The 19,559-nt window shown below is 74.2% G+C and carries 21 protein-coding genes and 2 pseudogenes; 7 read left to right on the top strand and 16 right to left on the bottom strand.

All coding sequences use genetic code 11. The features are described from left to right. The first annotated feature begins 1 nt into the window (after nucleotide 1). The 3 genes and pseudogenes from ACXKR8_RS44730 (at nucleotide 2) to ACXKR8_RS44720 (ending at nucleotide 2,579) form a co-directional block, all read left to right on the top strand. Nucleotides 2-1,544 (top strand): annotated as a pseudogene (locus ACXKR8_RS44730) (SDR family NAD(P)-dependent oxidoreductase). Next, entirely contained in the window at nucleotides 1,538-1,852 is a 315-nt protein-coding gene (locus ACXKR8_RS44725) for a hypothetical protein (protein ID WP_458270262.1), read from the top strand. The pseudogene ACXKR8_RS44730 and the gene ACXKR8_RS44725 overlap by 7 nt, the downstream one beginning before the upstream one ends. Nucleotides 1,853-1,862: 10 nt before the next feature. Continuing rightward, nucleotides 1,863-2,579 carry a Uma2 family endonuclease gene (locus ACXKR8_RS44720; RefSeq protein ID WP_458270261.1) on the top strand — a complete coding sequence of 239 codons (717 nt, stop codon included), beginning with the start codon at nucleotides 1,863-1,865 and terminating at the stop codon, nucleotides 2,577-2,579. Between the two features lie 168 nt (nucleotides 2,580-2,747). On the opposite strand, the gene ACXKR8_RS44715 is transcribed toward ACXKR8_RS44720, so the two are convergent. The 10 genes and pseudogenes from ACXKR8_RS44715 to ACXKR8_RS44670 all read right to left on the bottom strand — a co-directional run bounded on the left by ACXKR8_RS44715 (nucleotide 2,748) and on the right by ACXKR8_RS44670 (nucleotide 10,754). Beyond that, nucleotides 2,748-3,092, bottom strand: coding sequence for a hypothetical protein (locus tag ACXKR8_RS44715; protein WP_462100113.1), 345 nt, complete (start codon nucleotides 3,090-3,092; stop codon nucleotides 2,748-2,750). A gap of 31 nt (nucleotides 3,093-3,123) precedes the next feature. Next, nucleotides 3,124-4,371 (bottom strand): hypothetical protein, encoded by a 1,248-nt coding sequence (locus ACXKR8_RS44710; RefSeq protein WP_462100112.1) that lies wholly within the window; start codon nucleotides 4,369-4,371, stop codon nucleotides 3,124-3,126. A 1,568-nt stretch (nucleotides 4,372-5,939) separates the two neighbouring features. Next, nucleotides 5,940-7,583, bottom strand: a complete 1,644-nt coding sequence (locus tag ACXKR8_RS44705) for a LysM peptidoglycan-binding domain-containing protein (protein WP_462100111.1) — start codon at nucleotides 7,581-7,583, stop codon at nucleotides 5,940-5,942. 91 nt (nucleotides 7,584-7,674) lie between these two features. Continuing rightward, a complete protein-coding gene (locus tag ACXKR8_RS44700; RefSeq protein ID WP_462100769.1) occupies nucleotides 7,675-7,824 on the bottom strand; it encodes a hypothetical protein in 150 nt (49 codons plus the stop codon). Between the two features lie 142 nt (nucleotides 7,825-7,966). Further along, nucleotides 7,967-8,152: pseudogene (locus tag ACXKR8_RS44695) on the bottom strand (pilus assembly protein TadG-related protein); the annotation flags it as partial. Next, on the bottom strand, nucleotides 8,149-8,595 hold the full coding sequence (locus ACXKR8_RS44690; RefSeq protein WP_462100110.1) for a TadE/TadG family type IV pilus assembly protein: 447 nt from the start codon (nucleotides 8,593-8,595) through the stop codon (nucleotides 8,149-8,151). The pseudogene ACXKR8_RS44695 and the gene ACXKR8_RS44690, both read right to left, overlap by 4 nt. Nucleotides 8,596-8,651: 56 nt before the next feature. After that, nucleotides 8,652-9,056: a TadE/TadG family type IV pilus assembly protein gene (locus tag ACXKR8_RS44685; RefSeq protein WP_458270256.1), complete on the bottom strand. Its 405-nt coding sequence runs from the start codon at nucleotides 9,054-9,056 to the stop codon at nucleotides 8,652-8,654. Continuing rightward, entirely contained in the window at nucleotides 9,053-9,328 is a 276-nt protein-coding gene (locus tag ACXKR8_RS44680) for a hypothetical protein (RefSeq protein WP_458270255.1), read from the bottom strand. The genes ACXKR8_RS44685 and ACXKR8_RS44680 overlap by 4 nt, the downstream gene beginning before the upstream one ends. Before the next feature lie 2 nt (nucleotides 9,329-9,330). Then, complete coding sequence (locus ACXKR8_RS44675) at nucleotides 9,331-10,212, bottom strand: hypothetical protein (RefSeq protein WP_458270254.1); 882 nt, start codon at nucleotides 10,210-10,212, stop codon at nucleotides 9,331-9,333. Beyond that, nucleotides 10,209-10,754, bottom strand: a complete 546-nt coding sequence (locus ACXKR8_RS44670; RefSeq protein ID WP_462100109.1) for a type II secretion system F family protein — start codon at nucleotides 10,752-10,754, stop codon at nucleotides 10,209-10,211. The genes ACXKR8_RS44675 and ACXKR8_RS44670 overlap by 4 nt, the downstream gene beginning before the upstream one ends. 119 nt (nucleotides 10,755-10,873) lie before the next feature. On the opposite strand from ACXKR8_RS44670, the gene ACXKR8_RS44665 reads away from it, so the two are divergent. After that, on the top strand, nucleotides 10,874-11,086 hold the full coding sequence (locus ACXKR8_RS44665; protein WP_462100108.1) for a hypothetical protein: 213 nt from the start codon (nucleotides 10,874-10,876) through the stop codon (nucleotides 11,084-11,086). A gap of 73 nt (nucleotides 11,087-11,159) precedes the next feature. On the opposite strand, the gene ACXKR8_RS44660 is transcribed toward ACXKR8_RS44665, so the two are convergent. From ACXKR8_RS44660 to ACXKR8_RS44635, 6 genes are all read right to left on the bottom strand, one after another. Next, entirely contained in the window at nucleotides 11,160-12,869 is a 1,710-nt protein-coding gene (locus ACXKR8_RS44660) for a CpaF family protein (RefSeq protein ID WP_458270252.1), read from the bottom strand. Beyond that, nucleotides 12,859-13,944 carry a CpaE-like family protein gene (locus tag ACXKR8_RS44655; protein WP_458270251.1) on the bottom strand — a complete coding sequence of 362 codons (1,086 nt, stop codon included), beginning with the start codon at nucleotides 13,942-13,944 and terminating at the stop codon, nucleotides 12,859-12,861. The genes ACXKR8_RS44660 and ACXKR8_RS44655 overlap by 11 nt, the downstream gene beginning before the upstream one ends. Then, a complete protein-coding gene (locus ACXKR8_RS44650; RefSeq protein ID WP_458270250.1) occupies nucleotides 13,944-14,651 on the bottom strand; it encodes an SAF domain-containing protein in 708 nt (235 codons plus the stop codon). The genes ACXKR8_RS44655 and ACXKR8_RS44650 overlap by 1 nt, the downstream gene beginning before the upstream one ends. 67 nt (nucleotides 14,652-14,718) lie before the next feature. Beyond that, nucleotides 14,719-15,693 (bottom strand): hypothetical protein, encoded by a 975-nt coding sequence (locus ACXKR8_RS44645; protein WP_458270249.1) that lies wholly within the window; start codon nucleotides 15,691-15,693, stop codon nucleotides 14,719-14,721. Further along, on the bottom strand, nucleotides 15,687-16,244 hold the full coding sequence (locus tag ACXKR8_RS44640) for a hypothetical protein (RefSeq protein ID WP_458270248.1): 558 nt from the start codon (nucleotides 16,242-16,244) through the stop codon (nucleotides 15,687-15,689). The genes ACXKR8_RS44645 and ACXKR8_RS44640 overlap by 7 nt, the downstream gene beginning before the upstream one ends. A gap of 187 nt (nucleotides 16,245-16,431) precedes the next feature. Further along, nucleotides 16,432-17,229 carry a hypothetical protein gene (locus ACXKR8_RS44635; RefSeq protein ID WP_458270247.1) on the bottom strand — a complete coding sequence of 266 codons (798 nt, stop codon included), beginning with the start codon at nucleotides 17,227-17,229 and terminating at the stop codon, nucleotides 16,432-16,434. Nucleotides 17,230-17,325: 96 nt separating this feature from the next. On the opposite strand from ACXKR8_RS44635, the gene ACXKR8_RS44630 reads away from it, so the two are divergent. The 3 genes from ACXKR8_RS44630 to ACXKR8_RS44620 all read left to right on the top strand — a co-directional run bounded on the left by ACXKR8_RS44630 (nucleotide 17,326) and on the right by ACXKR8_RS44620 (nucleotide 19,551). Continuing rightward, complete coding sequence (locus tag ACXKR8_RS44630; protein ID WP_458270246.1) at nucleotides 17,326-17,694, top strand: pyridoxamine 5'-phosphate oxidase family protein; 369 nt, start codon at nucleotides 17,326-17,328, stop codon at nucleotides 17,692-17,694. 89 nt (nucleotides 17,695-17,783) lie between these two features. Further along, a complete protein-coding gene (locus tag ACXKR8_RS44625; protein WP_458270245.1) occupies nucleotides 17,784-18,239 on the top strand; it encodes a MaoC family dehydratase in 456 nt (151 codons plus the stop codon). Between the two features lie 109 nt (nucleotides 18,240-18,348). Beyond that, complete coding sequence (locus tag ACXKR8_RS44620; RefSeq protein WP_458270244.1) at nucleotides 18,349-19,551, top strand: MBL fold metallo-hydrolase; 1,203 nt, start codon at nucleotides 18,349-18,351, stop codon at nucleotides 19,549-19,551. The last annotated feature ends 8 nt before the right edge of the window (nucleotides 19,552-19,559 follow it).

Here is a 19,559-nt window from a genome sequence, read left to right as displayed (position 1 = left end):
CATGAGCGCAGGACCCGACGGCGGCACGATCCTCACCGAGGTCCCGGCCGAGGACGTCTCCACCGAGTCCTACCAGGACGGCTCCTCCCGGGACAGCGACTACCAGGACGTCCCCGGCATCGACCCGGAGCGGCTGAAGCTGGCGCTCTCGGTCCTCGCCGAGCTGGACACCATTCCGATCGACCACCCCGACGCGATCACCGTCCGGCTGGCCACGGCCGGCCTCTACCGGACCGTGAAGCAGCGCCGCCGGCAGGAGCGCCGGGCCGCGAAGACCGCCAACGACAAGGCCGTCACCGAGGCCACCGCGACCGGGGCCGCCGACCGGATCGACGACGAGACCCAGGGCCTGCAGCTCACCGCCGTCACCAGCGGGCCGATCGCGGGCGTGCTGGAGCGGGCCCGGTCCTGCTACATCTGCAAGACCCGCTACACCGAGGTCGACGCCTTCTACCACCAGCTGTGCCAGCCCTGCGCGCACGAGAACCGGGCCCGCCGCGACGCCCGTACCGACCTGAGCGGGCGCCGGGCGCTGCTGACCGGGGGCCGGGCCAAGATCGGGATGTACATCGCGCTGCGGCTGCTGCGCGACGGCGCCCACACCACCATCACCACCCGCTTCCCCAACGACGCGATCCGCCGCTTCACCGCGATGCCGGACAGCGCCGAGTGGCTGCACCGGCTGCGTATCGTCGGCAATCGACCTGCGCGACCCCTCGCAGGTCATCGCGCTGGCGGACTCGGTCGCCGAGGCGGGGCCGCTGGACATCCTGATCAACAACGCCGCGCAGACCGTCCGCCGCTCGGCCCAGGCCTACGCCGAGCTGATCACCGCCGAGGACGCCCCGCTGCCGGCCGGGGAGCTGCCGGAGGCGACCGTGCTGGGCCGCTTCGACCTCAGCCGCCAGCCCGCGCTGCCGAGCCAGTCGCGTGGCGAGCGGGGCGCGCTCAGCGCCCAGGCGCTGACGGCGCTCGCGCTGACCAGCGGCTCGGCCACGGCCGCACTGGTGGCGGCCGGCACCGCGATCGACGCGGGCGGCCTGGTCCCGGACCTGGACCCGGTCAACAGCTGGAGCCAGAAGGTCGACGAGGTCGACCCGATCGAGCTGCTCGAAGTGCAGCTGTGCAATGTCACCGCCCCGTTCATCCTGGTCAGCAGGCTGCGCCCGGCGATGGCGGCCTCGGCGGCCCGCCGCAAGTACGTGGTGAACGTGTCGGCGATGGAGGGGCAGTTCAGCCGCGGCTACAAGGGCCCGGGCCACCCCCACACCAATATGGCCAAGGCCGCGCTGAACATGCTGACCCGCACCAGCGCGCAGGAGATGCTGGACAACGACGGCATCCTGATGACCGCCGTGGACACCGGCTGGATCACCGACGAGCGCCCGCACCCGGACAAGATGCGCCTCGCCGACGAGGGCTTCCACGCCCCACTGGACCTGGTCGACGGCGCGGCCCGGGTCTACGACCCGATCATCCGCGGCGAACAGGGCGAGGACCTGCTCGGGGTGTTCCTCAAGGACTTCGCCCCGTCCCCGTGGTGACGCCCGGCGCGCCGGGCGGCCACGCGGTGCCGGACACCCTGATGTGGGAGGTCAGGGCCGCCCCGGGCCGCCTGGCCGAGCTGTTCGCCTGGGCCGAGCGGCTCCCCGCCCCGTCCGGCGGCAGCGCCGAGCTCTACACCGCCGAGGACGACCGCGTGGTGCTGATCCTGCACACCCCCGGCCGCACCCCGCCCGCCCTGCCCGACCCTCCATCCTACCTGCTCTCCCGCCCGCCCCACCAGTGGCCCTTCACCCACCGCCGCACCCTCGGCCCGGACGTTTCCCCGCCACCCGGGCCGCCCCGGTAGCGTCGCTCCCATGACGTACGCGGACGACGAGGATCGCGAGATCCTGCGGCTCTGGAACGAACTGGAGCTGCCCTCCGGCGCCTGGGCGGAGCTGCTGGACTCGCAGATCGTCCTGCAGCCCCATCCGACGCACCTGCACGACGTGCCGGGCCGGGTCTTCGTACGCACGGTGCCGGAGCCGTTCGAGGCGTTCTCCGAACGCGGCGTCGGGATCGGCCCCAGCGACCAGCCCCGGCCGGACGTGGCCATCGCCCTGGCCACCGACATCCCCGAGGACGTACGGGACTGGCCGGCCTCCGTCGTCCTGGCCGTGGTCGAGACGGTCAGCGCGGGACGGGGCGCCGCCCGCCGCGACTACGAGACCAAGCGCGACGCGTACCAACGCGCGGGCATCCCCGTCTATGTGATCGTCGACCCCCGCGACGCCACCTGGCTGGTCCTGCTGCTCACCGACGGTGTCTACGAGGAGCACGCGAAGGGCGCCTTCGGCCAGCCGATCCCTCTGCCCAGCCCGCTCGGGTTCCCCGTGCCCACGGTGGCCTTCCACCCCTACCCGGCCCTAGCCGGGGGCCCGGCGGGCGCTACTGCTGGACCAGCGCCCAGGTGTAGCTGTCCATGTGGTGGCGGGGGCCGAGCGTGGAGAGTTCGGTGCCGTCGTGGCCCACGGCGACGATGCGGGGACGGACACCGCCACGTCCCGTGGACGGGGAGGTCCAGACGACGATGAGTTCGCCGTTCGCTGGGACCTCGATGCGGCGGGCGCCGAGGAGGAGGTGGTCGACCTCGGCGGCCACGCGCAGTTTGGTGGCGCCGACCCAGGGGGCCGAGCCGCTGTCGCGCCCGTGCTCCAGGCGATGGGCGTAGCTCAACCCGCATGTCTGGCCGACGAGTTCAACTATCCCGAGCTGCCCGGGACGCCCACCGGTTCGCGCCTCCGCCGGGGGACGTTGTCCGCGCCGGTGCTGCTTCCACCGCCCGAGGTCTGCCACTCCTCGCCGCAGCGCTCGAACTGCAGGTTGTAGTCCTCCGCCCGCCCCGTCCAGGGGCGTGACACCAGCCAGAGCGCGCCGACGCCCGCCGCGCGGTCAACGTCCGCCGACAGCACGGTCACCACCCGGCGGGGCAGCCAGCGAGGCTGCAGCGCACGGCCGTTGAGCAGGCGGTCGATCAGCCTCCGGGCCAGGGCCTCGGTCCAGTACGACGACCAGCGCATCCGGCGGAGCTCTGCCTTGGTCAGCATCCGCCCATGGTAACCACGGGTAGTCGCGGACTCAGCGGACCGGGGCGACTGCTTCGTCCAGGCGGGCCAGGTGCTTCTCGACGGCGCGGAGACGGCGGTCGTCGGGGACGTCGCGGCGTAGGGCGAGGAGGTCGGGGCCGAGGCGGTGGGCTTCGGCGTCGTCCTCGACGGCGCGCCAGCAGGCCTCGGCGTTGGCGGTCGCCTGCCGGGTCTCCTGGTCGTCGGCGCCGCGGGTGCGGAGCAGGCTGAGCGCGACCTCGCGGTAGAGCTCGGCGGCCTCCGACTGCTCGCCGGCCAGCCGGGAGACATGAGCTCGGACCTGACGAACCCTCAGCGAGGGCTCCGCGTCCGGACCGTGGGCGGCGAAGGCCTCGCGCTCCAGCTCGCGGGCGAAGGAGGCGGCGCGGGCGTGCTCCCCGGCGTCCGCGGCGGCCACGATCACGCCGATGGCCTGCTGGTAGTCCTCGGCGGCGACCGTCAGATGGACCGTGGGCGGCTGCTCGGGCAGCGGCGGGGTGTCGAACGGCGGCACCTCGTCGACCGGCGGCACCTCGGGGACGGGCGCCGGGTCGGCAGCCGGGGCCGGTTCGAGGCGGCGGGCGGTGTTGCGGAAGATCTGCTGCCCCGCGCTGTGCGAGGCGACCAGCAGCACCTCGGGCCGGAGCACCGAGTGCACCTGCTGGTGCAGCTGCTCCGGGGTCAGCGCGCCGTCCGCGCCGGGGCGGCCGCCGTGCAGCGTCTCCACCAGGGCCCGGGTGAAGGTGCCGACCTGCTGCGGGTCGGGGTTCACCGCCGCCCACAGCGGCAGCCCGGCGCCCAGCGGGGAGGGAACCACCCGCAGCGGCGGGAGTACGTCCTCGTCGGCGCTGAGGTCCGCGATCACCAGCGAGGTGGTCTCGACCGGGCGCAGCCGCAGTTCGTCGACCACCGTCTGCCAGGGCAGCCGGGTGCTGCCGAGGTCGAGTTCGGCGGCGCCGGTGCGGCGGTTCCGGACCAGGTGTCCGCCGATGTGCACCAGCAGCGGACCTGGATGCCGCACCGCGGCGCGCAGATGGGCGAGGACCGCGGTGGCGTCGGTGGCCACGGGGAGGTGGACCGTGTCCACCGCGTCCGCGACCAGCAGCACCTGCGGCGAGATGGCGGCCAGGATCGCCGAGAGGGCGGGCGCGGGGCGTCCGCTGCGTGGCGGAAAACGTCGGGGGCCGCGCCCGGCGCCGCCCTCGACCACGAGTATCCGCCCACGCGGACTCGCTCCCAGGAGCGCCATCTCGCTCGTCACCACTACCGTGTCACCTCGTCAGAACCTGTCGGCCCGCCGCCTGAGCCGAGCGTGCGGCAAGCTGTCAACCCTACCGCCGCCGTCAGGCGGCGCCACCGGTCCCCCGGAGTTCGGCGATCAACCGGTCCCCCGGAGTTCGGCAATCAGGGCGTCGGTCTCCGGTTCCAGCGGGCGGCCGGAACGGACCGAGATCCGCTCCAGGCGGTTGACCGCCTTGTGGAGCTGGTCGGTGGCCCCGGCGTCGGCGTAGACGCAGAGCAGGTCGCGGTGCAGCAGTTCGGTCTCGGGGGCCGGAGTGAGCCCGGCGAACGCCGCCGCCTCGGCGCCCTGGTGGTCGCCGGCCCGGAGCCGGCGCAGGGTCAGCTCATGGGCGGCCTCGACCGACTCGGCGACGTCCTGCTCCTCGACGGCGGAGGACGCCGGGTCGGGCCAGGGGCTGCGGACCGCCCAGGGGTCGAGCGCGGGGGCGAGGTCCTGCCGGGGGTCGGGACGGGACGTCGGCACTGGCTCGGGACGGGACTCGGGCAGCGGCTCGGGCAGCGGTTCCGCGGGCGGTTCCAGCAGCGGTTCCGGGCGGGGTTCGAAACCGGGCTCGAAACGGGGTTCAGGACGGGGGTCGGGGCGGGGCTCGAAACGGGCGTCGAAACGGGGCTCCGGGCGCGGCGCGAAGGGCAGCCCGGTGGACGGGTCCGCCGGGTGGTACGGGTCGTCGGCAGACGAGCGGTCGTCGGCGAACGGGCGCGGCGCGGTGGCCGGGTCCTCGGGTTCGTCCACCAGGTCGGGCACGGCCAGCGTGGTGCCGAGCAGGCCGAGCCACTGCAGGTACTGATGGTCGCTCAGATGCTGCAGCTCCACGCTCATGCCGAGCCCGGGCAGCGAGGCCGAGCCGCTCACCGGCAGGGTCCACCGGGCCATCGGACCCGCGCCGGGCGGCGGCGCCGAGGCGACCACGGCGACGCTGCCGCGCGGGCTGGCGTCCAGCATCCTGCCGAGCTCCTCGGGCATCATCCCGTCCGGGACGGTCGCGCAGAGCACGATCTCCGGGGCCCAGGCCGCACCCGCCGCACCCCTGCTCCTGGCCTCGCGCGGGGTGGACGCACCGGCCTCGGCCAGCGCCCGGCGCACCTCGTGGTCGCGCGCCGAGACTGCGGCGACCGCGTCCTCCAGGCTGTCGTGGACCCGCAGCCGCCCCTCGGCGGCCGGCTCCAACTCCTCCGCGACGCCCACGGTGTGGATGGTCACCTCGTCGGCGAGCGGAGTGAAGGCGAGTTCCAGGGCGAGGGTGCGCAGCACCTCGGTCACCGCCCGGGGCGCGCCGGAAAGGTGCACCAGCCGCACCGCCTCAAGGTCGACCAGGACGATGCTGCCCTCGGCCGCCGTGCCCAGGCTGACCAGTGCGGGATAGGGGGCCGGGACGGTCGCGGCCTCCTCGGCGGAGAGCAGGTGGTCCGCGTCCGGGGTGCACCACCAGACGGTGGAGGCGTGCGCGGCACGGAACGGCAGGATCGGCGGGGCCGGGGTGGAGAGGTGCAGTTCCACGGTGTGGGCCGGGGTGATCCGGACCACGGTCAGCGCGGGCAGTCGGCGGCCCTCGGCGGTCGCGGTGCGGGCCAGGCTGCGCAGGGCCCGGTCGAGCAGGTCGAGGCCGACGGCGTCCTGCCGGGCGGACATCGCGGCGAGGAAGGCGAGGCCGGTCTCGCTGCTCCGGAAGGCGCTGGTCGGCGCGGGCATGGGGGCGGGTATCGGAAGGAAGGGCGGCGGCGTCGGTTCCAGCAACGAGGCCGGCAGCGCGGCCACCGCGGCGGCGGCCGGATCGGGACGGGGCGGCTTCGGCCGGGTGTGCTGGCGCGGCGCGGCCCACGCGGACTGCTGGCACGGCGGACCGCGATCGCACCGAGGACGACGGCGGCGAGCAGCGCGGTGCCGCCGATCAGGCCGTCCTCGGCGAGGTTGGAGGAGGAGCCGGAGTGGGACGGCGCGGCGGCCACGCTCGCCGGGGGCGACGCGGGCGACGGGGCGGACGCCGAGGGGACGACCGGGGCCGGGTGGGTGGGTGCGACATGGGTCGGCGCGGGGTGGGTCGGGACGGCGTGCGTCGGCGCGGGGTGGGTCGGGGCCGCCGGCTGGGTCGCGGGCGGGGTCTGAGCCGGCGGGGCGTGCGTCGGCGGGGTCGTGACCGGCGGGCTGCCGACCGGCGGGGTCGGCTTCGGCGGGGTGGTGACCGGGGGCGTGCCCACCGGCGGAACCGTGCCGCCGCCGGCCTGAGGAACCGTCAGCACCATCCCTGGTTCGATCAGGTCGGGGTTCTCCAGCCGTACCCCGTCCGGGGCCCGCACCCCCTTGTTCGCGGCGAAGAGCTCCGGCCACTTCGAGGCGTTCCCCAGCTCCTCCTGGGCCAGCTTGGAGAGGCTGTCACCGGCCCTGACCACCACCTCGGTCCGATGATCCGTTCCCGGCGCCGCCTGGGCCTGCGGAGCGACCCCAGCGCCCGCCCCGGCCCCCGCACCCGCCCCGGCGCCGGTCGCTGACACCGCGTCGGCAGGCACCAGCAGCACCCAGCCCGGGTGGATCGGACGGTCCGCGTCGAAGCGGCGGCCGCTCGCGTCCATGGTCCGGCCCCGGTTCAGCCGGGCGATCTCCTTCCAGCGCTCCCCCGAGCCGAGCTCCTTCTCGGCGATGCTCCACAGGCTCTCCGCCGGGCGCTCCCCCCGTACCCGGTAGGTCGGCTGGGCCGGGTTCGCCACTCCGCTCTGCGTCCCGACCGTCGGCGCGCCCGCGGGCTGGGCCGGAGCCTCGGCGGCCACCGGGGCGTGCACCCCGACCGTCGTGGTCGCGGCAGCGGGTGTCGCGGCCAGCGCGGCCCCCGCGGTCGGCAGCAGCGCGAGCACCGCGCCGACCAGGCTGCCCGCCATCCGCTGGCTCCAGCCGAGCGCGAACACCCTGCGGGCACTGCGGCCACGCAACTGGGCCGGGATCTCGACCAGCACGGACGCGGCGAAGCAGAGCCAGCCGATCCAGCCGACCACGACCAGCGCCCAGAGGAAGAGGTTGCCGTTGTCGGGCCGGGTCAGCAGGTCGACCAGCCCGGACTGCTGCGGATTGGCCTGCCTGGTGACCGCGAGGGTGCCCACGGCCAGCACGGCGGGCAGGCCGACCAGCAGCAGCGCGAGGGCGACCAGCGCCGCGAGGCCGCGGAGGAGGTTACGGAGCATCAGGACTACTCCAGTACAGGGGTCGGAGGTCGGAAGGGGGCGGAGGTCGGGAGAGGAGCAGAAGTCGAAAGAAGCGTTGTCAGCGGCGTTGTCAGGAGGTCGGTGCGGGGTCGGCGGTGGAGACGCCGGGGACGAGCCGGGCCTGGCCCACGCCTTCCACGCTGATCTCGTCGACGCCGACGAGGCCGAGCAGTGAGGTGTGGTATTTCGTGGTGATGGTGACCGTCAGGACGGTTGTCATTGGCATTGTCACTGGCGTTGACATCCTGGCTGTCGATGCCGTTGGCGCCGAGGTAGTGCACCACCGCGTCGACCGCCGCCTGCCGGTCGTACTTGAGGCCCTGGCCCCGGAGCAGCGCGGCCCGGTCGATCTGCTGGCCGCCGGCCCGGGCCGCCTCCTGGGCCAGCGAGTCGGCCCGCTCCACGGCGCGCAGCCGGCCGCCCCCGTCCAGGACCAGGCCGGTGAGCATCAGCAGCATGGTGGCGCAGATGGCGACAAAGATCGACAGGGTGCCCGCATCGCGGTCGTCCCCGCGAAGGCCTGCACGACCCGCCGCCCCGCCGCTCATCGGGCCCGGTAGGCGTCGGTGACCGAGGTGAAGGTGCTGGTCATGGTGATGCTGCCGGGCAGCCCCGGCACCGACAGGTCGGCCAGCGAGACGGTGCAGTGCACCGTCACGGTGACCTGTCCGGTCTGCCCGAGTGGCGGCGCGAAGTCGCTGGTGTCGACCTCCGCCTGCTCGTTGCGGCACGAGACCCCCTCCTGGTGCAGTGTGGTCGCCGCCGAGTCCTGCGCGGCCTGCACGGCGGCGTCGGTGGTGGTACGGGCCAGCGAGGCGCTGCGGGCCCCGTCGCGGGCGGCGGCGTCCACGACTCCCCCGGCGGTCTCGACCCGTCCGGCCGCGATCACCATCAGCAGGAACAGCAGCAGCGAGGGGACCAGGATGGCCGCCTCGATCGCGAAACTGCCCTGCTCGGCGGCGCGACCGCCCTGGTCCGCGACTCGCGTCAAGCCCTGGTCCGCAGCCCGAACCAAGCCCCGCTCCGCGGCCCCCGCCGCCGGCCTGGTCACGGTGTCGCCGGGACGAAGCGCTCGACCGGGGCGACGATCGTCTGGGTGATCAGGATCCCGGGCAGGAACGGCAGCAGCGACTGCGTCCTGACGGTCACCGTGGAGGTGACCGTCAGGCTGTTCGCCGTCACCGGCGACACCTGGACGCTGCGCTCGGTCAGGCCGCCGCCGACCTGATCGAGGAAGCGGTTCGCCGCCGCCGCCCCGGCGCCCGGATCGGCCTGGAAACTGCGCGCCGCCTCGCTGCCCTGCCGGGCAGCACTGAGCGCGACCTGGCGGTCGTACCACCAGAGCGCACCCTGCACGGTGAGCAGGATCAGGGTCAGGACGAGCGGGAACACCATGGCCAGGCTGATCGACATCACCCCGCCGTCCCCCGCCCGGGGAGGCTTGGGGCTCACTGTCCGCTGGTGTCCGTGGTGCCGATCTTGCCGGACTTGGCCAGGACCAGCTTGCCGATGGCCGCCACGACCAGCACGGCCGCGGCGATCAGGGCGATCACCAGCATCGCCATCTCGATGCTGAGCGCGCCCTTGTCGCGGTCGGTGCGGGCGGCACTGACCCGGGTGGCGCGGTAGCGGATGTGGTGGCAGGTCATCACGAACGGCATCGCGAAGTCGGGGACGAGCGCGCCGACCTGCCGGCTGTCGAACTTGACGGGGATGTGCTTCATTGTCAGCCTCCTTTGAAGATCTGGTACACGGCGGGAAATCCGATGAGTACGGTCATCAGGGTCACCAGGGCGGTGCCCGGGGCGACCATGCGCTCACTGTCGACGTTGGCTTTGGCGAGCTCCTCGGCGAGGAGCTCGGAACGCAGGTTGCGGGCACGGGCCCGAAGGGTCCGGTAGACGGCGGCGCCGTCCGTCCCGGAGATCCGCATGATGTCGGCGACGTCCTGAAGCGGCGTCAGGGCGAGTTCGTTGGCCAGCGAGTCGAGCCCGTCCCAGGGCGGCCGACGGTCCAGCGTGGCGCGGTCCAGGGCGTCGGCGATCCGACGGAACACGGTGCCCCGGCCCACCGTCGCGGCCCGGCTCAGCGCCTCGGCGGGGCCGCAGTCGGCGGCCCGCTCCAGCGCCACCAGCTCCAGGTAGGCGGCGATGCCGTGCAGGTACTCGACCCGTGCCTCCTTGGCCTCGCCGCGGACGATGCCGTCGGGGACGAACCACAGCATCCCGGCCAGCAGCAGCGAGCCGACCACCGGCAGCTCCAGCGGCAGCGACAGGCCCATCAGCGAGGTCGCCGCCAGCAGGGCCGGCGGGATCAGCAGGCCCACCAGGGCGAACATCAGCTTGTGGGCCATGAACCGAGTCGGGGTGCGTCCGATCAGGGCCAGTTCGGGCAGCGGGATCCACTTGCCCTGCACCCCCACCAGACGGGCCCCGATCCGGTCCAGCGGACCGAGCGGCTGGATCGCGCGGCCCATGCTCGGCCGTACCGGCTCCCGGTGCAGCCGCTCCAGCGCCGTGTCGAGATCCGGCGGGGCCGGCCTCAGCTCGGCGGCGAGCAGCCCGATGCCGAGGCCCACCACCACTCCTGCGACGATCAGCCAGGTCATCGGCGCGGCCCGCCCTTCATGGTGTCGAACTCCGGGGCCGGGTCCAGCAGGTCGGGCTCGTGCACCGGGTCGGGGGCGCTGCCGGTGCGGCTGCGGCGGTCCCGCTCCAGGAAGCGCGGGGTGGGGGTGTGGCTGGCGAGGCTGCGCATCCAGGCCACCACGGCGACGAACGCCATGCCCACGGCCACCAGCACGGCCAGCCCCAGCAGGCTGTTGTAGGGGGCGACATAGGAGGTGTCGAAGGATCCGATCACCACCACGCAGAGGATGATCACGACCAGCCAGCGCACCGTGGCCCGGTGCTTGGCCCGGTCCGCCTCGATGGCGCGGCGCTGCCGCACCTCCTCGCGGACCGCGTCGGCCAGGTCGGCGAGCGCGCCGGCCAGCCCGGGGCCCCGGTCGGCGGCCCGCAGCAGCAGCGCCGCGAGCACCTTGTCGGCGGTGGAGTCGTTGAGCTGGTCGGCGAAGGCGCGCAGGGCGTCGGCGGGCACCCAGCGGGCCTGCAGCCGGCCGACCAGGTCGTCGATGTGGCGCTCCAGCACGACCGGCGCGGTGCGCCGGCTGCTGATGATCGCCTGCCTCCAGGCCGACCCCGAGCAGCAGCACGTCGGCGAGCCGCTGGGTCCACTCGGCCAGCGCCTCCATCCGCTCGATCCGCCCGGTGTGCGAGCTGGTGGACTCGAACAGCCAGGGCACCAGAAACACCACCGCCACCACCAGTACCGGGGTCAGCAGGATGCCGGTGAACAGCCAGGACGCGGCGCCGCCGACGACCGCGATGGCGATCTGCAGCCGGCGTTTGGCCAGGTCGAGGATGAACTGCTCGACCCGCCCCGGCTGTTGGAACGTCAACTCCGGGTCCGGCACCGCGTAGCTGCCGCGCAGGAACAGCACCACCGCGACGAAGCCGCCGACGAACACGGCCCCGGTCAGCATGAAGAGCAGCGTCACCAGGCACCCCCCGCCTGGATCCGCAGATCCAGCGGCTTGCTCCAGGAGCCCGTCGGCGAGCCCAGCGCCCGGGCGTCGAAGCCGACCCGGCGCAGGTCGTCCAGGCAGGCCGGCGGGGTCTGCGGGACGCCCCGCAGCTCGGATCCGGCCGGGCCGAAGACGGTGTTCAGCGCCGGGCGCCCGCTCTCGCCCATGCCGACCACCTCCAGCACGTGCGAGACGAAGCGGTGCCGCCGGCCGCCGATCGGGGTCTCGTCCAGCATGGTGACGTGGACCACGAAGTCCAGGGCGTTGGCGGTGAGCCGGTAGGCGAGGGTGTCGGTCATCTGCGAGCCGTACTCCAGGCAGAGTTCGGCGATCCGGTCGACCACCATGTGCGGGGTGCGGGCGTGCAGGGTGCACATGGAGCCGCCCTCGCCGTTGGTCATCACCCGCAGCATCGGCACCACCTCGGCCGAGCGGACCTCGCCGACGATGATCCGGGTGAGCGTCATCCGCAGCGCGGCCGGGATCAGCTCACCGATCGTCAGCTCCCCGGCGGCGCGGCCGTCCACCCGTTCGCCGTTGCCCTCGCGGGCCTCCATCGGGACCACCTGGCGCAGGTGGCCCAGGGTGTGCAGCCACAGCTCGTACTCGGACTCCAGGGTGCCGACCCGCTCGTCCCTGGGGATCTCGCCGGCCATGGCGCGCAGCAGGCTGGTCTTGCCGACCCCCTGGGTGCCGGTGATCATCACATTCTTGCGGGCCCGGATCGCGGCGGCCAGGAAGGCGGCGAGGGTGCTGTCGATGGTGCCCAGGGCGACCATGTCGCCGAGGGTGGCGCTGGCCACCCGGTGCCGCCGGATCGCCACGTACGGGCGGGGGGTGACCCCGGTCATCGCCTGCAGCCGCATCCCGTCCTCGAGCCGCAGCGCGAGGGTGGGGCTGGACGTGGACAGGCTGCGCTCGCCGCCGCCGTGCCGCCGGGCCAGGTCCTGCAGCAGCTCGATCAGTTCCTCGTCGCTGTCGGCCACCGGGGGCACCTGGCGCATCGGCTGGTGCACCCGGGAGATCCAGACGTCGTCGCAGCCGTTGATCAGGATGTTCTCGATGTCGGGGTCGTCCAGGTAGGGCTGCAGCCGGCCGGCCCGGAACAGCAGGTTGTAGACGGCCTCGGAGAGCGCCCGGTCCTGGGCCCGGGTCGGCGCCATGCCGTGGGTCAGCGCATAGGCGTCGGACCAGCGGGCGACGGCGTCCTCGATCAGCGCCCGGCCGCGCTGGCGCCGGGTGGCGGGGTCGGCGGCGGTGCCGCGCTGGTCGTCCAGCAGCGCCAGTTGCTCGTGCAGTTCGTTGGCGACCTGGCGCTTGAGGGTGCGGGCGACCTCGGGATCGGCGACGGGGGTCACGCCGTTCACGGAGCCGGAGTCGTTCGAGAAGCCGGCGCCGTTCGAGAAGCCGGAGCCGTTCACCGCGCCGTTCGAGAAGCCGGCGCCGTTCGCGCTGTAGCCGTTGGCGACGTAGCCGTTGCCGTTGCCGTTGGGTGGCGGGTTGCCGTTGGCCGGGACGCCGCCGTTGGGCGGGACCGGTGCCGGGGTCGGTTGCAGCAGCGGGTGGCGCACGGCGGTCGGGGACCACTCCGGGCGCGCGGCGGCGCCTCCCACCACCACCCTGGCGTCGCCGTTCACCGGCTCGCCGGTGGCGTTGGGGGCGGCATGCCTAGAAGACACGGGCTACCTCCTGCCCCGGGCCGTTCGGGCCGGTCGGCCCGTTCGGCGACGGTGGGGCGAATGCCTGCGGCACCGGTGGACGCGGCGCGAAGCCGGCCAGCGGGGCGGGTTGGGGTGTCGCCGGGGGTGCGGGCCGGGGGGCCTGCGGTGCCGGCGGCACGAACTGCGGCTGCTGGTGCGGCCCGGGCTGCGGCTGCTCCGGCTGCTGCGCCTGCGGGTACGGGTCCTGCACGGCCTGCTGCCTGCCCGGCATGGCCGGCTGGGGCTGCCTCGGGGCCTGCGGCACCGGGCTGAGCCGCAGCCGCCGACGCCCCGTCAGCATCCGGATCTCGTCGGCCGTCGACCGCACCGAGCGCATCAGCCCGGAGCGGACGAACCGCCGGTCCGCGCTGTCCCCGCCGTCGGAGAGCACCCGGGCGCTGCGCGGCTCGTACGGCAGCAGGCCGAGCACCGGGGCGCCCAGCGCCCGTGCCACCTCGGCCGGGGCGTAGGGGCCCTCCTGGACCAGGATCACCGCGAGCGCGTCGGCGCCGGTGCCCTCGGCGTCCAGGTCGGCCGCCAGCGCGGCGATCCGCGGCTTGGCGGAGCTGAGGCCGCGCAGCGTCGAGCGGACGGTGACCAGCACCGCGTCGGCGCGGCGGGCGAGCACCCCCGAGGGGCCGTGGGCGCCGGAGCGGCCGAGGTCGATCAGCACGTCGCAACCGCCCCGGTCCAGATCCTGGCAGGCCGTCACCATCGGCTCCCAGGTGTAGGCGAGGCCGGCCGCCTGGGCCGGGTCGGTGAGTCCAGGCAGCAGCAGCCGGGAGCCGCCGCCGTCCGGGGAGATGTCCACGAGCTGCTCCCAGAGCGTCTCCGCGAGCCGGCCGCGGCGGTCGGCGACGGCCAGGTGGCGCAGCCCGTACCCGGCCTCGACCCGTCCTTCGAGCGCCCCGGAGAGCACCGCGCCGCCGTCCGGGTCGCATTCGAGCAGGACCACCCGCCGTCCCTCGGCGAGCGGCCAGGCGAGCAGCAGCCCCAGGGCGGTGGTGGTGGCGCCCGGCGCGCCGGGTCCTCCGCTGATGGTGACGACCGACATCAGCCACTCCCCTGCGCGGCGATGAGCAGGGCGAACTTGCCGCTCGCCACCAGGTCCGCGACCGAGGCGCCCTGGGCCGAGGGGACGGCCAGGTCGACCACCACGACGCCGTCGCTGTCGGGCGCGCCGACGTCGACGACCCGCACGGTGATCGCGGTCAGCGCGGCGGACCCGGCCGAGCCGGTGCCGCTGCCGGTGGTGCTGCTCGCCCCGCCGGTGCCGGGCCCGGAGGGGGTGGCGACCAGCACCACCCTGGTGCCCGGCTGGAGCTTCACGGCGGGCAGCTGGGTGTGCTTGGCGGGGACGCCGACCACCTGCTGCCCGGCCAGCACCAGCGGGTCGTTGGTGAGGTCGGAGCCGGTGAGCAGGCTGCCCGCCTTGAGGTCGGTGGTGGCCCGCATCCCCACCACCTTGCTGTGCACCGAGAGCGGGTGGAGCGCCGGGTCGAGCGAGATCTGCGCCTCGGAGAGGTCGGCGCTGGTGATGGTGCGGCCGGCCGGGACGTTGCGGGCGAGGGCGATGACCGCGACCCGCTTGCCGGTCGCGGTGTAGAGGGCGGCGCCGCCGAGGCCGCCCGCGGCGACGAGGGCGACGGCCAGGGCGAGCACGGCCGGCCGCCGTCTCCTGGCGTTGCCGATCCGGTACGGGGTGCTGGGCGGGGCGATCGGCCGGCGTGTGTCCGTCAGCGGCCCGTTGGGGGTGTCCACCGTTCGGTCGCCTCTCAGTCGAGTGGTCAATAGTCTTTCCGGACAAGCGATGTGACGCTGTTTCAGGTCAGTTCAGGACTTGCAGTTCGGAGACTCTGAGGGCGGTGGCGGTGGTGGCGATGGGGTCGAGCGCGAAGGTGTCGCCCACCCCGTTGGTGGCCACCCAGCTCACCGTCCAGTCGACGGTGGCGGTGATGGCGAACTGCTCCCCCGGCTGCCCGATCGACGGCTTGGGGTAGGAGTAGCCGCAGTCCGGCGACGCCTTGCCCGCGTCCGCGTCCTGGTAGGGCGTGCCGGCCCCGCACCTGGGCGCGGCGCCACCGTCGCCCATGTCCCAGTCAACGCTGGTGACATAGACGTTGGCGGTCACCGACAGCCCGGGGACGGCCGCGGTCGCGGTCAGCGGATCGTCCTTGGTGGCGTAGTCGCCGTCGGTCTTGTCCGCGTTGGCCGGGTCCTTGTTGATCCAGAGCCAGATCGGGGATCCCACCAGCGCCGTCCGCTGGTCGCCCGCGGCCGGCGCGGTGCCGACCGTGGCCGCCGTACGGTGGATCATGGCGAGGGCCCGCTGGGCCAGTTCGGCCGGGGTGACCACCGGCGGGGCGGTGGGGGCCGCCGCCATCCAGACGTTGGCCGAGCCGCCGCCGGGGGTGTAGGGGCAGGTCTTCAGGTAGACCGCCCCGTCGCCCGGCGCGTGGCCGTGCCAGTCCGGGTCGCCGGCCGCGGGCTGCGGCTGGACCTCCTCGTAGTAGCAGCCGTCGTCCGGGTCGAAGCTGCCGAAGTCGGTGGTGCAGGGGTAGGTGACGCCCTGGTACTCGCACACCTGCACCCCGCCGCCTCCTCCTCCCCCACCACTGCCACCGCTGCTGCCGCCCCCGCCGGACGGCGGGGTGCTCGCCCCCACGCAGACGCTGGTGTTCTCGCACGGACCCACCGGGCCGTCCGCCCTGGCCGAGGCGCCGTGCAGCCCGAAGGCCGCGCCGAACGCCACCAAGAGCGCCAGCACCACCAGGACCGGGAGCCTCCGGCCGGCGCTCAGCACGACTGGCCCGTCCGGTTCTGCACCGCCGAGATCATCCAGATCCCTCCCACCGTTCGTGCCGTCACGACCGCGCGGTAGCGGGTCAACCGCTGCGCGGGGTCTCGGAGCTGGTGCGTCTTCGCGTCGATCTGGTGCCACCCGGTGACATCCAGGCAGTCCTGGATGGTGGCGGTCTGCACGCCCGATCCCGTCGCCGCCGCGCTGATGGCGGAGACCGTCGGGTTGCGGGCGGGCTGACCCGACATCAGCAGCCCGGCCTGAGTGAGCCGGAAGGAGTTGGCGTTGACCGCGCTCAGCGCCGCCCCGGTGGCATAGGTCTGCAGTCCGCTGCCGGCCAGCTTTCCGCTGTCCAGCGCCTTGACCTGGGCCGCCCAGTAGTTCTGGTAGGCCCGCAGCACCAGCACCTTGGTGGTCCCGGCGGGCAGGTCGGCCGCGGCGGCCCCGGTGGAGATCCCGGCCGAGGGTGCGGCGGGTGCGGTGGCGGCGGGTGCGCCGTCCAGGGTCTCGACTCCGCCCCCGTGCGAGCATCCGGCAAGCACCAGGAGAGCCATTCCACTAAGCGCGGACACGACAACGGCGCTGCTGCACCTCCGCGCTGTACTCATGCGTCGCATTGATGCCTCCTCGCCGCGTTCTCCCCAACTGGCGGTAAATAAGCACACTATTCCTCGGATGGCGCACTGTCCCGGATGTGGCCGATTTTCTGGTTACTAAATGTTCACAACAACCTCTGCGCCGTCACCGTTCACCAGAAACACCCCCTGACGCCCCTCCCAGCGCCCCGCGCAGCACCGCCCGATTGCGCAGCAGCAGCCTGGACGCGGCCGGCGGACCGAGCCAACGCGAGCCCGGGGTGTCCCGCGCCTCCAGGGTGCTGTGCAGCGCGGCCGGGTCCAGCACCGCCGGAAGCCCGGGCAGTCCCTCGGTCAGGGCCTGCGCCAGCAGGGCCGCGAATCCCCCGGCGGTCGCCGTGACCGCGCCGACCCCCACCACCGAGCCAGGCCCGCCCCCCGAGCCGCCCGATCCGCCGCGGCCCCAGCGGGACGGGGCGTACGGCTGGAGCCGGCCCCAGAGCCGCACCCCGACCGCGTCGAAGGTGGCACTGGCCCAGGCCTCCGCGCCCACCACCGCGTCCACCACCAGCAGCGACTCCCCCCGGGCCGCACCGGCGCCGTGGGCCAGCGCGCTGACCACCCAGTCCCAGGCCAGGCCGCGGCCGTGCGCGTTGTCCCGTCCGCTGCCCGCGGTGACCAGCACCGGACGGCGCCGGCGGACGTCCCAGGTGAACTGTCCGGCCAGGTACACCACCAGCAGCCGGCTGTCCCGCTCCACCGCCTCCTTGACCACGGTGAGCAGGGTGTTCGCGTCCGCGTCCGGCGGGACCGAGGTCACCCGGCACCGTCCGGCCCCGGCGTCGAACAGCGCGCCGCTCACCACCCGGGCGAACAGTTCCCCGCCCTCCGCCGCCCCGATCGATCCCGTGAAGGCCCGCTCCTGCGGGCACTCGGCCCCCAGTAGCACCAGCTCCACCACCATGCCCGTCTCCCCCTCCTCGACTCGTGCCCCTTTCCCCACTTGAGGCGGGACTATGTGCTCTAGTTCCAAGAACTATCAGCGGACAGACTCGAACACATGGATTCGAACAACCTCACCCCCGACGCCCTGGGCCCCGACACCCTGAGTTCCGACGACTGCCTGCAACTGCTGGGGCGCACCACCGTCGGCCGGGTCGTCTACACCCGCCACGCGCTGCCGGTGGTCCTGCCGGTCCGCTTCCGGGTGGACTTCGCCGGCGCGGTGGTGCTGTCGCCCCCGGCCGGGACGCAGCTGGCCGAGCGGGTGCACGGAAGCATCGTCGCCTTCCAGGCCGAGGAGCTGGATCCGGCGACCCTGCGCGGCAGCTCGGTCATGGTGCACGGCCGGGCCGAGGCCCTGGACGAGGGCGGGACGCTGCGGGTGGTCCCGCAGATGGTCTCCGGCACGGTCCTGACCGGGCACTGAGCCGGGCACTGAGCCGGAGGTCGGCCGGTCCGGCCGGTGGGGGTAGCCTCCTGAGCACAGCACCGCACCTGGACAGGAGCCCCCTCAGCATGGCGACCTTCGCATCCCTCGCCGACTTCACCGCAGCCGTCGGCACCGAGCTGGGCAGCAGCGACTGGCACACCATCGACCAGGAGCAGGTGAACCTGTTCGCCGAGGCCACCGGCGACCACCAGTGGATCCACGTGGACCCGGAGCGCGCCAAGCAGGGCCCGTTCGGCACCACCATCGCCCACGGCTATCTGACGCTGTCGCTGATCCCGGTGCTCGCCAAGGAGTGCTACGGCATCGAGGGCGACATCCGGATGGCCGTCAACTACGGCTCCGACAAGGTCCGCTTCCCCTCCCCGGTGCCGGTCGGCTCCGCCGTCCGGGCGACCGCCGAACTGGTGTCGGTGAGCGAGGTACCCGGCGGCGTCCAGGCCGTGGTCCGCTTCACCATCAGCGGCCGGGACGGCGGCAAGCCGCACTGCGTCGCCGAGACGATCACCCGCTTCTACAGCTGACGGACCACCAGGCCGGGCGTGACCTGGCGCGGAGGAAACTGACGCGCCGTCGTCACCGGCCGCGGGTACGCTGCCCAGGAACCCGAGGATTCCCGTCAGAGGAGGCGCCGTGCCCGGCTCCCGCCCGTGGTACTCCCGCATCACCGACCTGCGACCCTCCGACCTCAAAGCCTCCGGGCTGCGGCCGACCACCTTCGGCGCCGAGCCCACCGGTGAGCGGCTGGCCCGGATCGAGCGCTCCCCGCACTTCGTCGACGGCGCCTTCCGCAATCCCGTGCCCACCCGCCGCCTGCTCCCCGGGGCGCTGGCCGGGGGGATCAAGGCCGGGCTCACCAAGAAGCGGACCCGTCCGGTCGCGGCCGTGCCGGTGCACCGGCTCACCGCCGCGGAGCTGGCCGTGCCCCCGGCCGGCGGCCTGCGGCTGACCTGGATGGGCCACGCCACCGTACTGGCCGAGATCCAGGGCCGCCGGGTGCTGTTCGACCCGGTCTGGGGCGAGCGCTGCTCGCCGTTCCCCTCCTTCGGACCGCGCCGGCTGCACCCCAGCCCGCTGCCGCTGGCCGAGCTGGGCCCGGTGGACCTGGTGGTGGTCTCGCACGACCACTACGACCACCTCGACATGGACGCCATCCGCGAGCTGATCACCTCGGGCGCGGACTTCGCCGTGCCGCTGGGCGTCGGCGCCCACCTGGAGCACTGGGGCGTCCCCGCGGACCGGATCACCGAGCTGGACTGGAACGAGTCCGCGCGGGTCGCCGGGCTCACCCTGACCGCGACCCCGGCCCGGCACTACTGCGCCCGCGGCCTGCGCACCGGCACCCACCAGCTGTGGGCCTCCTGGGTGGTCGCCGGGTCCGAGCACCGGCTCTTCCACAGCGGCGACACCGGCTACTTCCCCGGCTTCGCCGAGATCGGCGCGCAGCACGGCCCCTTCGACGCCACGATGATGCAGATCGGCGCCTACAGCGAGTTCTGGCCCGAGGTGCACATGACGCCCGAGGAGGGCGTCCGCGCCCATGGCGACCTGGGCGGCGGCGCGGTGCTGCTGCCGATCCACTGGGCCACCTTCGACCTGGCCCCGCACGCCTGGGACGAGCCGATCGAGCGCACCCTGGCCGCCGCCCGCCCGGACGGCATCCAGGTCGCCACCCCGCGCCCCGGCCAGCCCTTCGAGCCGACCGCCCTGGACGGGCTCCGCCCCTGGTGGCGCGCCATCGCCGCGCCGGCCCCCGGCGCCGAGGCCCCGACCGAGACCCGCACCCCGACCACCCCGGACGCCCCCACCGCGGAGCCCGAGGGCGCCATCGTCTGACCGGACGG

It is taken from the genome of Streptacidiphilus sp. PAMC 29251 (assembly GCF_054208735.2).
This window is presented reverse-complemented; position numbering and strand designations above follow the sequence as displayed.

Excerpts from the sequence above, each read along its gene's own strand:
- ACXKR8_RS44720 (WP_458270261.1), top strand. The coding sequence starts at position 1,863 with ATGACGTACGCGGACGACGAGGATCGCGAGATCCTGCGGCTCTGGAAC.
- ACXKR8_RS44715 (WP_462100113.1), bottom strand. The coding sequence starts at position 3,092 with ATGCTGACCAAGGCAGAGCTCCGCCGGATGCGCTGGTCGTCGTACTGG.
- ACXKR8_RS44705 (WP_462100111.1), bottom strand. The coding sequence starts at position 7,583 with ATGCTCCGTAACCTCCTCCGCGGCCTCGCGGCGCTGGTCGCCCTCGCG.
- ACXKR8_RS44700 (WP_462100769.1), bottom strand. The coding sequence starts at position 7,824 with ATGACAACCGTCCTGACGGTCACCATCACCACGAAATACCACACCTCA.
- ACXKR8_RS44680 (WP_458270255.1), bottom strand. The coding sequence starts at position 9,328 with ATGAAGCACATCCCCGTCAAGTTCGACAGCCGGCAGGTCGGCGCGCTC.
- ACXKR8_RS44675 (WP_458270254.1), bottom strand. The coding sequence starts at position 10,212 with ATGACCTGGCTGATCGTCGCAGGAGTGGTGGTGGGCCTCGGCATCGGG.
- ACXKR8_RS44655 (WP_458270251.1), bottom strand. The coding sequence starts at position 13,944 with ATGTCGGTCGTCACCATCAGCGGAGGACCCGGCGCGCCGGGCGCCACC.
- ACXKR8_RS44640 (WP_458270248.1), bottom strand. The coding sequence starts at position 16,244 with ATGGCTCTCCTGGTGCTTGCCGGATGCTCGCACGGGGGCGGAGTCGAG.
- ACXKR8_RS44635 (WP_458270247.1), bottom strand. The coding sequence starts at position 17,229 with ATGGTGGTGGAGCTGGTGCTACTGGGGGCCGAGTGCCCGCAGGAGCGG.
- ACXKR8_RS44630 (WP_458270246.1), top strand. The coding sequence starts at position 17,326 with ATGGATTCGAACAACCTCACCCCCGACGCCCTGGGCCCCGACACCCTG.
- ACXKR8_RS44625 (WP_458270245.1), top strand. The coding sequence starts at position 17,784 with ATGGCGACCTTCGCATCCCTCGCCGACTTCACCGCAGCCGTCGGCACC.